At 55.4% G+C, this 14,313-nt stretch carries 14 protein-coding genes; 8 read left to right on the forward strand and 6 right to left on the reverse strand.

Features of this window, described 5'->3' with window-relative positions:
* The 7 genes from ftsQ to mutT all read left to right on the forward strand — a co-directional run bounded on the left by ftsQ (window position 1) and on the right by mutT (window position 8,300).
* Window positions 1-837: a cell division protein FtsQ gene (gene ftsQ / locus G7090_RS03945; protein ID WP_106994243.1), complete on the forward strand. Its 837-nt coding sequence runs from the start codon at window positions 1-3 to the stop codon at window positions 835-837.
* A gap of 2 nt (window positions 838-839) precedes the next feature.
* On the forward strand, window positions 840-2,096 hold the full coding sequence (ftsA, locus tag G7090_RS03950) for a cell division protein FtsA (RefSeq protein ID WP_106994244.1): 1,257 nt from the start codon (window positions 840-842) through the stop codon (window positions 2,094-2,096).
* A 63-nt stretch (window positions 2,097-2,159) separates the two neighbouring features.
* Window positions 2,160-3,311 (forward strand): cell division protein FtsZ, encoded by a 1,152-nt coding sequence (ftsZ, locus tag G7090_RS03955; protein ID WP_032616544.1) that lies wholly within the window; start codon window positions 2,160-2,162, stop codon window positions 3,309-3,311.
* Between the two features lie 101 nt (window positions 3,312-3,412).
* A complete protein-coding gene (gene lpxC, locus G7090_RS03960) occupies window positions 3,413-4,330 on the forward strand; it encodes a UDP-3-O-acyl-N-acetylglucosamine deacetylase (protein WP_166181601.1) in 918 nt (305 codons plus the stop codon).
* A gap of 251 nt (window positions 4,331-4,581) precedes the next feature.
* Window positions 4,582-5,085, forward strand: coding sequence for a secA translation cis-regulator SecM (gene secM, locus G7090_RS03965; RefSeq protein WP_166181602.1), 504 nt, complete (start codon window positions 4,582-4,584; stop codon window positions 5,083-5,085).
* A 59-nt stretch (window positions 5,086-5,144) separates the two neighbouring features.
* Window positions 5,145-7,850 carry a preprotein translocase subunit SecA gene (gene secA / locus G7090_RS03970; RefSeq protein WP_106994245.1) on the forward strand — a complete coding sequence of 902 codons (2,706 nt, stop codon included), beginning with the start codon at window positions 5,145-5,147 and terminating at the stop codon, window positions 7,848-7,850.
* Window positions 7,851-7,907: 57 nt separating this feature from the next.
* Window positions 7,908-8,300, forward strand: a complete 393-nt coding sequence (gene mutT, locus G7090_RS03975) for an 8-oxo-dGTP diphosphatase MutT (protein ID WP_166181603.1) — start codon at window positions 7,908-7,910, stop codon at window positions 8,298-8,300.
* A gap of 34 nt (window positions 8,301-8,334) precedes the next feature.
* On the opposite strand, the gene yacG is transcribed toward mutT, so the two are convergent.
* The 3 genes from yacG to coaE are packed head-to-tail and all read right to left on the reverse strand — an operon-like array spanning window position 8,335 to window position 9,893.
* A complete protein-coding gene (gene yacG / locus G7090_RS03980) occupies window positions 8,335-8,529 on the reverse strand; it encodes a DNA gyrase inhibitor YacG (RefSeq protein ID WP_106994247.1) in 195 nt (64 codons plus the stop codon).
* 9 nt (window positions 8,530-8,538) lie between these two features.
* A complete protein-coding gene (gene zapD / locus G7090_RS03985) occupies window positions 8,539-9,282 on the reverse strand; it encodes a cell division protein ZapD (protein ID WP_166181604.1) in 744 nt (247 codons plus the stop codon).
* The gene (coaE, locus tag G7090_RS03990) at window positions 9,282-9,893 is read right to left on the reverse strand and encodes a dephospho-CoA kinase (RefSeq protein WP_106994249.1); all 612 of its coding nucleotides are present in this window, start codon (window positions 9,891-9,893) and stop codon (window positions 9,282-9,284) included. The genes zapD and coaE overlap by 1 nt, the downstream gene beginning before the upstream one ends.
* Before the next feature lie 235 nt (window positions 9,894-10,128).
* Between coaE and G7090_RS03995 the strand changes: the two genes are divergently transcribed.
* On the forward strand, window positions 10,129-11,172 hold the full coding sequence (locus G7090_RS03995; protein ID WP_106994250.1) for a GMP reductase: 1,044 nt from the start codon (window positions 10,129-10,131) through the stop codon (window positions 11,170-11,172).
* A 31-nt stretch (window positions 11,173-11,203) separates the two neighbouring features.
* Here G7090_RS03995 and hofC read toward each other — a convergent pair whose 3' ends face one another.
* From hofC to ppdD, 3 genes are read right to left on the reverse strand one after another with little or no spacing between them, the layout of a single operon-like run.
* Entirely contained in the window at window positions 11,204-12,400 is a 1,197-nt protein-coding gene (gene hofC / locus G7090_RS04000; RefSeq protein ID WP_166181605.1) for a protein transport protein HofC, read from the reverse strand.
* Window positions 12,390-13,775, reverse strand: a complete 1,386-nt coding sequence (gspE, locus tag G7090_RS04005; protein ID WP_166181606.1) for a type II secretion system protein GspE — start codon at window positions 13,773-13,775, stop codon at window positions 12,390-12,392. Before gspE ends, hofC begins: the two co-directional genes overlap by 11 nt.
* On the reverse strand, window positions 13,772-14,224 hold the full coding sequence (ppdD, locus tag G7090_RS04010) for a prepilin peptidase-dependent pilin (protein WP_106994253.1): 453 nt from the start codon (window positions 14,222-14,224) through the stop codon (window positions 13,772-13,774). Before ppdD ends, gspE begins: the two co-directional genes overlap by 4 nt.
* Window positions 14,225-14,313: the final 89 nt, after the last annotated feature.

Genomic DNA, 14,313 nt, shown 5'->3' on the forward strand with positions numbered 1-14,313 from the left:
ATGTCTCAGGCTGCGCTGAACACGCGAAACCGTGACGAAGAAGAAGAGTATTCTTCTTCGCGTCGGAGTAATGGAACGCGTCTTGCAGGGATCACCTTCCTGCTCGCCGTGCTGTGTACGGTGTTTGTCAGCGGCTGGATGGTGCTCGGCTGGATGGAAGATGCACAACGTCTACCTCTGTCGAAACTGGTGGTGACGGGTGACCGTCACTACACGCGTAATGATGATATCCGGCAGTCTATTCTGGCATTAGGATCGCCCGGCACCTTCATGACGCAGGACGTGAATATTATCCAGAGCCAGATTGAACGCTTGCCATGGATTAAACAGGCGAGCGTCAGAAAGCAGTGGCCGGATGAATTGAAGATTCATCTGGTTGAATATGTACCCATTGCGCGTTGGAATGATCAGCATATGGTTGACGTAGATGGAATTTCTTTCAGCGTCCCGGCCGATCGTGTCAGCAAGCAAAATTTACCCATGTTATATGGTCCGGAAGGCAGCGAAAATGAAGTGCTTGAAGGTTTCCGTAACATGGGGCAAGTGCTGGCTAAAGATCGTTTTACCCTGAAACAAGCCGCCATGACTGCGCGTCGTTCCTGGCAATTGACGCTGACGAACGACATTAAGCTGAATCTTGGCCGGGGTGACACGATGAAGCGTCTGGCCCGTTTTGTAGAACTTTATCCCGTTCTGCAGCAGCAGGGGCAGGCTGAAGGCAAAAGGATTAGCTACGTTGATTTGCGCTATGACTCAGGCGCATCGGTCGGGTGGATCCCGGCGCCGGTTGAGGAACCTAATCAGCAACAGAATCAGGCTCAGGTACAGGCAGAATAACAATGATCAAGGCGACGGACAGAAAACTGGTAGTAGGACTGGAGATTGGCACTGCGAAGGTTGCCGCTTTAGTAGGGGAAGTTCTGCCCGACGGTATGGTCAATATCATTGGTGTGGGTAGCTGCCCGTCTCGTGGTATGGATAAAGGTGGGGTAAACGACCTCGAGTCGGTGGTGAAATGCGTTCAGCGCGCCATCGATCAGGCCGAATTGATGGCAGATTGCCAGATTTCCTCCGTGTATCTGGCGCTCTCTGGCAAGCATATTAGCTGCCAGAACGAGATTGGCATGGTGCCGATCTCAGAAGAAGAAGTCTCGCAGGAAGACGTCGAAAACGTCGTGCATACTGCCAAGTCTGTACGCGTTCGCGACGAGCATCGCGTTCTGCATGTGATCCCGCAGGAGTATGCGATCGACTATCAAGAAGGGATTAAAAATCCGGTAGGCCTTTCCGGCGTACGTATGCAGGCAAAAGTGCACTTGATCACATGTCACAACGATATGGCGAAGAACATTGTCAAAGCTGTGGAACGTTGTGGTCTTAAAGTTGACCAACTGATTTTCGCCGGTCTGGCGGCAAGTTATTCTGTGCTGACCGAAGACGAACGTGAACTGGGCGTCTGTGTAGTGGATATCGGTGGTGGTACGATGGACATGGCCGTCTATACCGGTGGTGCGCTGCGCCATACCAAAGTTATCCCGTATGCGGGGAACGTGGTGACCAGCGATATCGCTTACGCCTTTGGCACGCCACCGAGCGATGCAGAGGCAATTAAAGTGCGCCACGGTTGTGCACTGGGCTCCATTGTGGGCAAAGATGAGAGCGTTGAAGTGCCAAGCGTCGGTGGGCGTCCACCGCGCAGCCTGCAGCGCCAGACGTTAGCCGAGGTCATTGAGCCGCGTTATACCGAGCTGCTCAACCTGGTCAACGAAGAGATTTTGCAGTTACAGGAACAGCTTCGCCAGCAGGGTGTCAAACACCATCTTGCGGCGGGGATTGTATTAACCGGCGGCGCGGCGCAAATTGAAGGTCTTGCGGCCTGTGCTCAGCGAGTTTTCCATACGCAGGTGCGCATCGGCGCACCGCTGAACATCACCGGTCTGACGGATTATGCTCAGGAGCCGTATTATTCAACGGCAGTGGGCTTGCTTCATTACGGGAAAGAAACGCATCTCAGTGGTGAAGCAGAAGTAGAAAAACGCGTGTCGGTAGGTTCGTGGTTTAAACGAATCAACACCTGGCTGCGAAAAGAATTTTAATTTTAGTAAGAGACCGGCGAAAATTAACGGTTTCGGGCGACAGGCACAAAACGGAGAGAAACTATGTTTGAACCTATGGAACTGACCAACGACGCGGTGATTAAAGTCATCGGCGTCGGTGGCGGCGGCGGTAATGCTGTAGAGCACATGGTGCGCGAGCGCATCGAAGGTGTAGAGTTCTTCGCGGTGAACACCGATGCGCAGGCACTGCGTAAGACGGCGGTTGGCCAGACGATCCAAATCGGTGGCGGCATCACCAAAGGGCTGGGCGCTGGGGCAAACCCGGAAGTCGGCCGCAATGCTGCAGAAGAAGATCGTGAGGCACTGCGTGCTGCGCTTGATGGTGCAGACATGGTGTTTATCGCCGCAGGTATGGGCGGTGGTACCGGAACCGGTGCTGCGCCAGTGGTTGCTGAAGTTGCTAAAGATTTAGGTATCCTGACGGTTGCTGTCGTGACCAAGCCTTTCAACTTTGAAGGCAAGAAGCGTATGGCGTTCGCCGAGCAGGGTATCACCGAGCTGTCCAAGCATGTGGACTCGCTGATCACTATCCCGAACGACAAGCTGCTGAAGGTGCTGGGCCGTGGCATCTCTCTGCTGGACGCCTTTGGCGCAGCGAACGATGTGCTGAAGGGAGCAGTCCAGGGTATCGCTGAGCTGATCACCCGTCCGGGTCTGATGAACGTCGACTTTGCTGACGTGCGCACCGTGATGTCCGAAATGGGCTACGCGATGATGGGCTCCGGCGTGGCGAAAGGTGAAGACCGTGCAGAAGAAGCCGCTGAAATGGCGATCTCTTCTCCACTGCTGGAAGATATCGATCTCTCTGGCGCACGTGGCGTGCTGGTCAACATCACCGCGGGCTTCGACCTGCGTCTTGATGAGTTCGAAACCGTGGGTAACACCATCCGTGCGTTCGCCTCTGACAACGCCACCGTAGTAATCGGTACTTCCCTTGATCCGGAAATGAACGATGAGCTGCGCGTAACGGTTGTTGCTACCGGTATCGGCATGGACAAACGTCCTGAGATCACCCTGGTAACTAACAAAACTGCTCAGCAGCCGGTGATGGATCGCTACCAGCCGCACGGCATGGCACCGCTGACGCAAGAGCAGAAACCGGCCGCGAAAGTGGTCAATGACAATACAACCCAGACCCAGAAAGAGCCGGATTATCTGGATATCCCAGCGTTCCTGCGTAAGCAAGCTGATTAAGAATTAGCTGGAATTAGGGAATTTACGCTCTTTGTGCTAAACTGGCCGCCCGATAGTGATATACACTCTCGGTTGGATAAGTAACTTGGCGAGATTATACGATGATCAAACAAAGGACATTAAAACGTATCGTTCAGGCGACTGGTGTCGGTTTACATACCGGCAAGAAAGTCACGCTGACGTTGCGCCCTGCGCCGGCCAATACCGGGGTCATCTATCGTCGCACCGACTTGAATCCACCGGTAGATTTCCCGGCTGATGCCAAATCTGTGCGTGATACTATGCTCTGTACTTGCCTGGTGAACGAGCATGACGTGCGGATCTCTACCGTAGAGCACCTGAATGCCGCCCTGGCGGGTCTGGGTATCGACAATATCATTATCGAAGTCGATGCGCCGGAAATCCCGATCATGGATGGCAGCGCTGCACCGTTCGTTTATCTGTTGCTGGACGCTGGCATTGAAGAACTGAACAGTGCGAAGAAATTTGTGCGTATCAAAGAGACCGTTCGTGTCCAGGATGGCGACAAATGGGCTGAATTCAAGCCGTTTAATGGTTTTTCGTTGGACTTCACCATCGACTTCAACCATCCGGCGATTGATTCCAGCACCCAGCGCTATGCGATGAACTTCTCTGCTGATGCGTTTATGCGTCAGATCAGTCGTGCACGTACTTTCGGTTTCATGCGTGATATCGAATATCTGCAGTCCCGCGGCCTGTGCCTGGGCGGCAGCTTCGATTGTGCCATCGTTGTTGACGATTATCGCGTACTGAACGAAGACGGCCTGCGTTTTGAAGATGAATTCGTTCGTCACAAAATGCTGGATGCGATTGGGGACCTGTTCATGTGTGGTCACAATATCATTGGTGCGTTTACCGCGTATAAATCCGGTCACGCGCTGAACAACAAACTGTTGCAGGCTGTTCTGGCAAAACAGGAAGCCTGGGAATATGTGACCTTCGAAGACGAAGCTGAACTGCCACTGGCATTCAAAGCACCGAGCACGGTTCTGGCGTAACGGTAGATCCCGTTATCTAAATTCGACTGGTTGACCTGGCACTCTCTCCGGCCAGCAAGACCAGTCGTTTTTGTTTTTGTCCTTTCTGAATTGCCGTAGTCAATGGCGCGTTTGCTGATTTCATCACCATTTTTAACCTCTGCGGTGCCTCATTACTGCTGCTGTAAAGTAGCTTTAGTGGTAATATCTGGGCGCGAAAATATAAAAATCATACGGTGAGTCTTAAGGCTTACTTACTTGTGGTGGGGCAATTGAGCGGAATTCTGACGCGCTGGCGACAATTTGGCAGACGTTACTTCTGGCCGCATCTCCTTCTGGGGATGGTCGCGGCGAGTTTTGGCCTGCCCGCGCTCAGCAGCAATGCCGAAGCGGCTAATCCTGCGAAGACCGCTACCTCCCGACAAGATCTGAACACGCGGGTTAATTTCACTAACCTTGCCCTGCTGGAAGCGAACCGCCGACCGAATTACACGGTAGATTACTGGCATCAACACGCTATCCGCACCGTTATTCGCCATCTCTCTTTCGCCATGGCACCGCAGGCGTTGCCTGCTGTTGAAGAGACGTTACCGGTTCAGGCGCACCATCTGGCGCTGCTGGATACGCTCAACTCACTGCTTACCCAGCAGAGCGAGCCGCCGGTCATTGTTCGTCAGGTGGCCCTTACCGCATTTTATCCCCCATCCGCTTTCTCCGTGTCGGCCTGGATTAGCCAGGTACAGGGCATCCGCGCCGGACCTCAACGCCTCAGCTAAATTAACCCTTTTCAATACCTTAATTTAACTGCCCATGATGGGGCGTTTGAGAATTTATTATGTTAATCAAATTACTAACTAAAGTTTTCGGTAGTCGTAACGATCGTACTTTGCGCCGCATGCGCAAAGCTGTCAGCGTCATCAACGGCCTTGAGCCAGCAATGGAAAAACTCTCCGATGACGAACTGAAAGGCAAAACTGCCGAATTCCGTGCCCGCCTTGAAAAAGGCGAAACCGTTGAAAGTCTGATCCCGGAAGCCTTTGCCGTTGTCCGCGAAGCGAGTAAGCGTGTGTTTGGCATGCGTCACTTCGACGTGCAGCTGCTGGGCGGTATGGTCCTCAATGACCGCTGCATCGCCGAGATGCGTACCGGTGAAGGTAAAACCCTGACCGCGACCCTGCCTGCTTACCTGAATGCCCTGTCCGGTAAAGGCGTTCACGTCGTTACCGTCAACGACTATCTGGCGCAGCGTGACGCCGAAAACAACCGTCCACTGTTTGAATTCCTCGGCATGAGCGTTGGGATCAACATGTCAGGCCTGCCGGCTCCGGCGAAACGCGAAGCCTACGGCGCGGACATCACTTACGGCACCAACAACGAATACGGTTTTGACTACCTGCGTGACAACATGGCGTTCAGCCCGGAAGAGCGCGTTCAGCGTAAACTGCACTATGCGCTGGTGGATGAGGTCGACTCCATTCTGATCGATGAAGCCCGTACTCCGCTGATCATCTCCGGCCCGGCTGAAGACAGCTCCGAGATGTATCGCAAAGTCGACAAAATCATTCCTCACCTGATCCGTCAGGAAAAAGAGGACTCCGATAGCTTCCAGGGTGAAGGCCACTTTTCCGTGGACGAAAAATCCCGTCAGGTAAACCTGACCGAACGTGGTCTGGTCCAGATTGAAGAGTTGCTGGTGCAGCAAGGCATTATGGAAGAGGGTGAGTCACTTTACTCTCCAACCAACATCATGCTGATGCACCACGTGACTGCAGCGCTGCGTGCGCACGTGCTCTTTACCCGTGACGTGGACTACATCGTTAAAGATGGCGAAGTCATTATCGTCGACGAACACACCGGCCGTACCATGCAGGGTCGCCGCTGGTCTGACGGCCTGCACCAGGCGGTTGAAGCCAAAGAGAACGTCGATATCCAGAACGAAAACCAGACGCTGGCATCTATCACCTTCCAGAACTACTTCCGTCTGTACGAGAAGCTGGCAGGGATGACCGGTACGGCGGATACCGAAGCCTTTGAATTCAGCTCTATCTACAAGCTGGATACCGTGGTGGTGCCAACCAACCGTCCGATGATCCGTAAAGATATGCCGGATCTGGTCTACATGACCGAAGCGGAAAAAATTCAGGCCATCATCGAAGATATTCGCGACCGTACCGCCGCGGGCCAGCCAGTTCTGGTGGGGACAATTTCCATCGAAAAATCGGAAGTGGTCTCCGAAGAGCTGACCAAAGCCGGGATCAAGCACAACGTTCTGAACGCCAAGTTCCACGCCAAAGAGGCTGATATTGTTGCCCAGGCGGGTTATCCGTCAGCGGTGACCATCGCTACCAACATGGCGGGTCGTGGTACTGACATTATGCTGGGCGGTAGCTGGCAGGCAGAAGTGGCCGCGCTGGAAGATCCAACCCCGGAACAGATCGCGCAGATCAAAGCCGACTGGCAGGTTCGTCACGATGCCGTACTGGCTGCGGGCGGTCTGCACATCATCGGTACTGAACGCCATGAATCCCGTCGTATCGACAACCAGTTGCGTGGTCGTGCAGGCCGTCAGGGTGATGCCGGTTCATCCCGCTTCTACCTGTCGATGGAAGATGCGCTGATGCGTATTTTCGCCTCTGACCGTGTGTCAGGCATGATGCGTAAGCTGGGCATGAAGCCGGGCGAAGCGATCGAGCACCCGTGGGTGACCAAAGCCATCGCCAACGCGCAGCGTAAAGTGGAAAGCCGTAACTTCGATATTCGTAAGCAGCTGCTTGAGTATGATGACGTGGCTAACGACCAGCGTCGCGCGATTTACACCCAGCGTAACGAGCTGCTGGACGTGTCCGACGTGAGCGAAACCATCAACAGCATCCGCGAAGACGTGTTTAAAGCCACCATCGATGCTCACATTCCTCCGCAATCTCTGGAAGAGATGTGGGATATCGAAGGCCTGCAGGTGCGTCTGAAAAACGATTTCGACCTCGACATGCCTATCCAGGAGTGGCTGGATAAAGAGCCGGAGCTGCACGAAGAGACCCTGCGCGAGCGTATTTTTGCTAATGCCATTGAAGTTTATCAGCGTAAAGAAGAAGTGGTCGGCGCTGAGATGATGCGTCACTTCGAGAAAGGCGTGATGCTGCAAACTCTGGACTCCCTGTGGAAAGAGCACCTGGCGGCGATGGACTATCTGCGTCAGGGTATCCATCTGCGCGGCTATGCACAAAAAGATCCGAAGCAGGAGTACAAGCGCGAATCCTTTGCCATGTTTGCCGCGATGCTTGAATCCCTGAAATACGAAGTGATCAGCACCCTGAGTAAGGTGCAGGTGCGCATGCCGGAAGAAGTGGAAGAGATGGAGCAGCAGCGTCGCGAAGAGGCTGAACGTCTGGCCCAGATGCAGCAGCTCAGCCATCAGGACGACGAAGAAGCCGCCGCTGCCGCCATTGCTGCGCAGGCCGGTGAGCGTAAGGTCGGTCGTAACGATCCGTGCCCATGTGGTTCAGGTAAAAAATACAAACAGTGCCATGGCCGTCTGAGCTAAGCATTAAACCAACTGAAAAGGCGCAGATATCTGCGCCTTTTTTATGGAATCAGGACAATGAAAACACTGCAAATCGCTGTCGGGATCATTCGCAATTCCGATAATCAAATCTTTATTACCCAGCGTGCGGCCGATGCGCACATGGCGAATAAATGGGAGTTTCCCGGCGGGAAGATCGAGGCTGGTGAAACGCCGGAGCAGGCGCTGATACGCGAGCTTCAGGAAGAGGTGGGGATCACCCCGCTTGGAGCGACCCTGTTCGATAAACTGGAATATGCGTTTCCCGATCGCCATATCACGCTGTGGTTCTGGCTGGTAGAAAACTGGGAAGGGGAGCCGTGGGGCAAAGAGGGGCAGCCGGGGAATTGGGTTACGCTTCAGGCAAGTGATGCCGATAAATTCCCGCCGGCCAATGCGCCTGTTATTACCCGCTTAGTGGGTATCGAGTAAGCCTGCTCAGCGAAGCGCCAGCAGGCTGATACTGTTACTGCTGGCTTTCGCTCCAGTCATCGCTTTCAGAGTGATCGCCTTCGCTCGGGATACGTTTCTCCTCTGCCGCCCATTCACCGAGATCGATCAGCTGGCAACGTTTGCAGCAAAAAGGACGGAAAGGACTCTGCTCGCCCCAGATGACGGGCTTCCCACAGGTGGGGCAGTTCACGGTAGTAACATCAGACATCATGACTCCTTAACAACACGCCAGCTCAAAGTCGAGACGTTCCGGCACCAGACCATGTTCACTGTCGAGCGGCATGAAACGAATCGCAAAGCGGCTCTTGTGGCCTGAAATTTGCGGATAAAGCTGATCGGCAAGGGTCAGCTGCAGGCGCAGCAGATCGGCATCCTCGCCGTTATCCTGATAAAACCCGTTCAGGCTGGTTTGCTTGCGGAACGGCGCGGAGTTGCGGATCAAATCGAGGATCAGCGACAGCGCCTGCGTCAGCGGCTCAAGGCTGCCGAGCCAGCTTTGGACCTGGATATCGCGCTGCTCCTGCGGCATATGCAGCCAGATATGCAGGGTCGGCAAATCGAAACTGCAGCAGCCGCCAGGAATGCTCAGACGCTGACGAACCAATGCTACCAGGCGATCTTCCCGCAAAAACTGGCCGATACGTGGCGCAGCCATCAATACCGTGCTGTTGTGTTTCAGCTGCTGACGCAGGCTGTCGATGCGGCTGTTATCCACGCCCGGGACTTCGGCCCATGCCTGCAATTTGCGCTGCTGACGCTCCAGCTCTTTCAGTAATTCAGTGCGGACTTCGCCACGCTCTAACACATCCAGCAGGTCGCTTACGTTACGGAAAAAATGCAGCGCCGAGGTGTGGTCGTGTACCGGCAGGAGGCCTGAAAGCTGCTGGATTAAAAACTCAATGCGCAGCCAGGTACGCATTTTTTCATTGAGGGGATGCTCAAAAAGAACGTGGGTGTGCATTAGGCTTTTTCCTGTAAAACGGCCTGCGCCAGGTAGTACTGATGCAGGCGGGCAACATCGGAGGCGATGGCATCCGGTGCGCCGTTATTATCAATAACATCATCCGCGACGGCAAGGCGCGCTTCACGCGTGGCCTGCGCGGCAAGAATTTGTTCAGCATGTTCGCGCCCGACATTATCGCGGGCGATGGTGCGCTGAATTTGTGTTGTCGGAGAGACATCCACCACCAGGACCCGGTCAGCTTTGTCGTGAAGCTTATTTTCCACCAGAAGCGGTACGACCCAGAGTACATAAGGGGAGGTCGCCTGCGATATCTGCTTCTGCGTCTCCTGCTGGATCAGCGGATGAAGCAGGGCATTAAGCCAGGCTTTTTCTGCAGGATGCGAGAAAATGCGTTCACGCAGCATCCGGCGGTTTAAGGTACCGTCGGGCGCAATCATGTCGTGGCCGAAATGTTCTGCGATAGCGTGTAATGCAGGTGTACCGGGCTCTACCACCTGGCGGGCAATGATATCGGCATCAATAATTGTGACACCCAGACGTGAGAAGGCGTCGGCCACAGTGCTTTTGCCACTGCCAATGCCTCCCGTTAATGCAACGATGTACCCCATTAATTAAAATCCTGGGAAATATTCATTATTGATATCAATTGCTTAAGATTTAATCTTTTAACGGCAATGGTTAAGCTCTGCTTACGGACTTTTTACCAGGTAAATTTATAGGATTGTAGCGTAAAAAAAGTGAATTTCGCAGTCTTGCGCAACAGGTATTAGTGCGTATGATAGCGTCACTGGAGTTGTGTGTTTCGTTTTTCGACATTTACCCCAGTACCCCAGGAATCCGCAAATGCGTATCGAAGAAGATCTGAAGTTAGGTTTCAAAGACGTTCTTATCCGCCCTAAACGTTCTACCCTGAAAAGTCGCTCCGACGTTGAACTCGAACGTGAATTCACCTTTAAGCATTCCGGTCAGACCTGGTCTGGCGTGCCTGTTATCGCCGCCAATATGGATACGGTTGGGACGTTTGCGATGGCAAAAGCACTGGCCTCCTTCGACATTCTGACCGCGGTGCATAAGCACTACAGCGTTGAAGAGTGGAATGCGTTTGCAGGCTCGGTATCTGAAACCGTGCTCAAGCACGTGATGGTTTCCACCGGCACCTCTGACGCCGATTTCGAAAAAACGAAACAGATCCTGATTGCCAACCCGAACCTGAACTTCATCTGCATTGATGTCGCCAATGGTTACTCTGAGCATTTCGTGCAGTTCGTCAGCAAAGCGCGTCAGGCCTGGCCGACCAAAACCATTATTGCGGGTAACGTGGTTACCGGTGAAATGTGTGAAGAGCTGATCCTGTCCGGCGCCGATATCGTGAAAGTGGGCATTGGCCCGGGTTCCGTCTGCACCACCCGCGTGAAAACCGGTGTTGGCTATCCGCAGCTTTCCGCAGTGATCGAGTGTGCTGATGCCGCTCACGGCCTGGGCGGCCAGATCATCAGCGACGGCGGTTGCACCACGCCAGGTGACGTGGCGAAAGCCTTTGGTGGCGGTGCAGACTTCGTCATGCTGGGCGGTATGCTGGCAGGCCACGAAGAGAGCGGCGGTACCGTGGTTGATGAAAACGGTGAAAAATTCATGCTGTTCTACGGCATGAGCTCTGAATCGGCGATGAACCGTCACGTAGGCGGTGTTGCTCAGTATCGTGCGGCAGAAGGTAAAACCGTCAAACTGCCACTGCGCGGCCCGGTTGAGAATACCGCGCGTGATATCCTGGGTGGCCTGCGTTCAGCCTGTACCTACGTGGGCGCATCCCGCCTGAAAGAGCTGACCAAGCGCACCACCTTTATCCGCGTTCAGGAACAGGAAAACCGCGTTTTCAATAGCCTGTAATACACTCTCGCTGGCGCATCTCGCGCCAGCGTTATCCCGCACTCATCGCATCCCCCAGATGGAAAATCGGCAGGTACATCGCGACCACCAGCGTGCCGATAATTAACCCCGTCACAATCAACAGCAGCGGCTCCAGCAGCGAGGCCAGATTATCAGCCTGCTGAAAAGTCTGTTCATTATGATGCTGCGCCAGATTAGCCAGCATGATATCCAGCGACCCCGACGCTTCACCAGTACGCACGAGCTGAATGCAGAGCGGCGTAAAGATCGCTGCTTCATTCAGGGCAGACCAGATAGGCGCACCCTGCATGATGCGCTGGCGTGCCGCCTGTAATGTCTCCTGCCAGAAGGGGCACGTTAGCGTCTCCTCGGTACTGTCCAGTCCCTGCAGAAAGGCGATGCCTGCCTGCTGGGTGAGCGACAGCACGGTAAAGATCTGGCTGAGCTTTTGCCCGCGCACCAGCGGGCCAATCACTGGGCTGTTCAGCAGCAGACGCTGCTTAGCACGTTGCCACCGCCGGTTGCGGCGAACCAACATCAGGCCAGATGCCGCCGCCAGCAGACTTAACACCAGTCCGGCCCCCCACTCCTGAAGCGTGGTCGCCAGTGCCATTACGGCCCGGGTCAGGGCCGGTAGGGGCGTATTGAAGGTTTTATAGATCGCTGCAAACTCCGGCAGCACCAGGGTCACCATCGCCAGCACTACGGCGACGGCCAGGGCGAGAATGATGATCGGATAGCGCAGCGCCTTTTTCACCTTCGCGCTGAGTTGTTGCTGCGTTTTTTGCTGCTGGGCCAGTTGACGACAGCACTCATCAAGCTTGCCGGTCAGCTCCCCGGTTTTGATCATCGACACATAGAGGGGAGGGAAGACGTGCGGCCACTTTTTCATGGCTTCAGAAAAGGCACATCCGGCGCTAAGATCGTCGGCCACGCTCTGCAGTAAGGCCTGCCACTGTCGGGCCGGATGCTGCTGGGCCAGAAGCGCCAGACCGGCCGAGAGCGTTAAGCCCGCCTGCAGTAGCGTCGCCAACTGGTGGATCATCTCGTAGCGGTGCTGCGCCTGCCAGCGCGTCTGTTGCCGGCAGCGCCTGAGCTCAAGGGGAACCAGCTCCCGGCCTGAGAGGAGATCCCACGCCGTCTGTTTGTCGGGCGCCCAGAGCGCGCCTGTCTGCTGCTCCCCCTGCTGGGTGAGCGCCCGCCAGCGCCAGAGTTGATTACCTGTCATCCGATTCGCCCAGCATCTGTACCAGCTCCCCGAGGGTGGTGTGGCCTTGCTCTACCGCCATACAGCCATGCTCAAACAGCGTGATCATGCCTGACTGCCGGGCCAGTTTTTCGATCTCTTCGACCGGCGCGCCGCTGGCAATGGCGGTGCGCAGCTCACGGGTGATGACCATCACCTCGAAGATTGCCACCCGACCATAAAAGCCGTGATAGCAGCGGTCGCAGCCCACGGGCTGCCAGTGCGGCAAAGGGCGAGGCCACAGCGCCTGGGGTAGCGGCGCATCCCGACGCAACTCAGTACGACAATGGGGACATAATCGGCGCACCAGCCGCTGGGCGATCACCAGAGACAACGCCGAGGAGATCATCCAGCGCGCCACCCCCATCTGCTGCAGGCGAACCAGCGTCTCTGCAGTGGAGTTAGTATGCAGCGTCGACAGCACCAGATGGCCGGTCTGGGCAGCGTTGATGGCGATCTCCGCCGTTTCGCCATCGCGAATTTCGCCCACCATGATGATGTCGGGATCCTGGCGTAAAAACGCCCGCAATACGCTCTGAAAGGTTAACCCCGCCCGCGGGTTAATGGGGGTCTGATTGAGCCCCGCCAGCGGGATTTCGACCGGATCTTCCACGCTGCAGATGTTTACTTCGGGCGTGTTCCTGGCCTGCAATGCGCTATAAAGCGTGACGGTTTTGCCGCTGCCGGTGGGGCCAGTCACCAGAATCAGTCCCTGGGATTTGTTCAGCGCGCTGGCGAAGAGTCGCTGCTGGGCCTCGTTCATCCCCAACTGTTCGAGCTGCAGCGTCTGTTGCTCCTGCTGCAGAAGCCGCAGAACGATTTTTTCGCCGCTGCGACAGGGGAGCGTGGCGATACGAAACGAGACGGGCGATCCCGAAAGCTCGACGGTAAATTGCCCGTCCTGGGGTAAGCGACGTTCGGCGATGTCCAGATTGCCCAGCACCTTCAGCCGGGCGATTAGCGTTTTGCCCAGTTCGGCTGAGAGCGGCGGCTGCGGATAGAGCACGCCGTCAATGCGCAAGCGGATCTGCCAGCTCTCGTCGGTGGGCTCGATATGAATATCCGACGCGCGCTGGCTCAGGGCGTGAGTCAGGGTGTGGTTAAGAAGGTCGGTGGCGGAACGCGTCGAGGTATTGACCACGGGCAGATGTGCCTCCGACGTGGTTTGCTGCTGCTTTTCCATGCGCTCGGCGGTCCAGCATTCAATATCGATTCTTTTCTGCGTCGCGAAACGTAACGCCTCCAGCAATTCGGTCGGCGGGTTGCCGACCACCGCAATATTGATCCTGTCCGGGTCGCTGGTCAGCAGCAGGGCGTGATGACGCCGACACAGCGCCGTTAACTGTTCAGGCTTCATTGCCCGCTCTCCTGCTCAGCCGTAAAGCGGAACACCTCTTCGCAGGCCTGCTTCAGCGCGCTGTCCTCGCCCACGGTGCAGAGTCGCTTCCAGCCGGTGATGCCGTTGCCATTATCCCACTGCGGGGTCATTACTACCTCGAGACCATTCAGGCTCTCCTGGCCGGTAAGGGTGACGGCACCTTTGGCGATACTCATCCCGGAGACATAGCGGCTGGTTGCCGGGGAGGGAATGCCGTTGACGCCTGCGTCGCAGCGCTCAGTTCCGCCATGATCGAGGGCGCAGAGTTCGACGGCGGTACGGTAGGGCATAAAGGTTTGCAGCATGTCGGTGAGAGCGGCTTTACGCAGGTAGTTCTGGTAAGCCGGAATGCCAATCGCGCTGAGAATGGCGACGATACCGATGACCACCATTAACTCGATGAGGGTAAATCCTTTTTGTCTTTCCATGGGTCGCTCCTTAAGTTGACGCAGGCTACTGTGGCAGCGGGACAGACCGGGGGCGAGGGGCAAAAATCGATTCGTGAAGCATGATTCAG

Origin of the sequence: Leclercia sp. 29361 (genome assembly GCF_011290365.1) — a bacterium.
Lineage (GTDB): Bacteria > Pseudomonadota > Gammaproteobacteria > Enterobacterales > Enterobacteriaceae > Enterobacter > Enterobacter tamurae.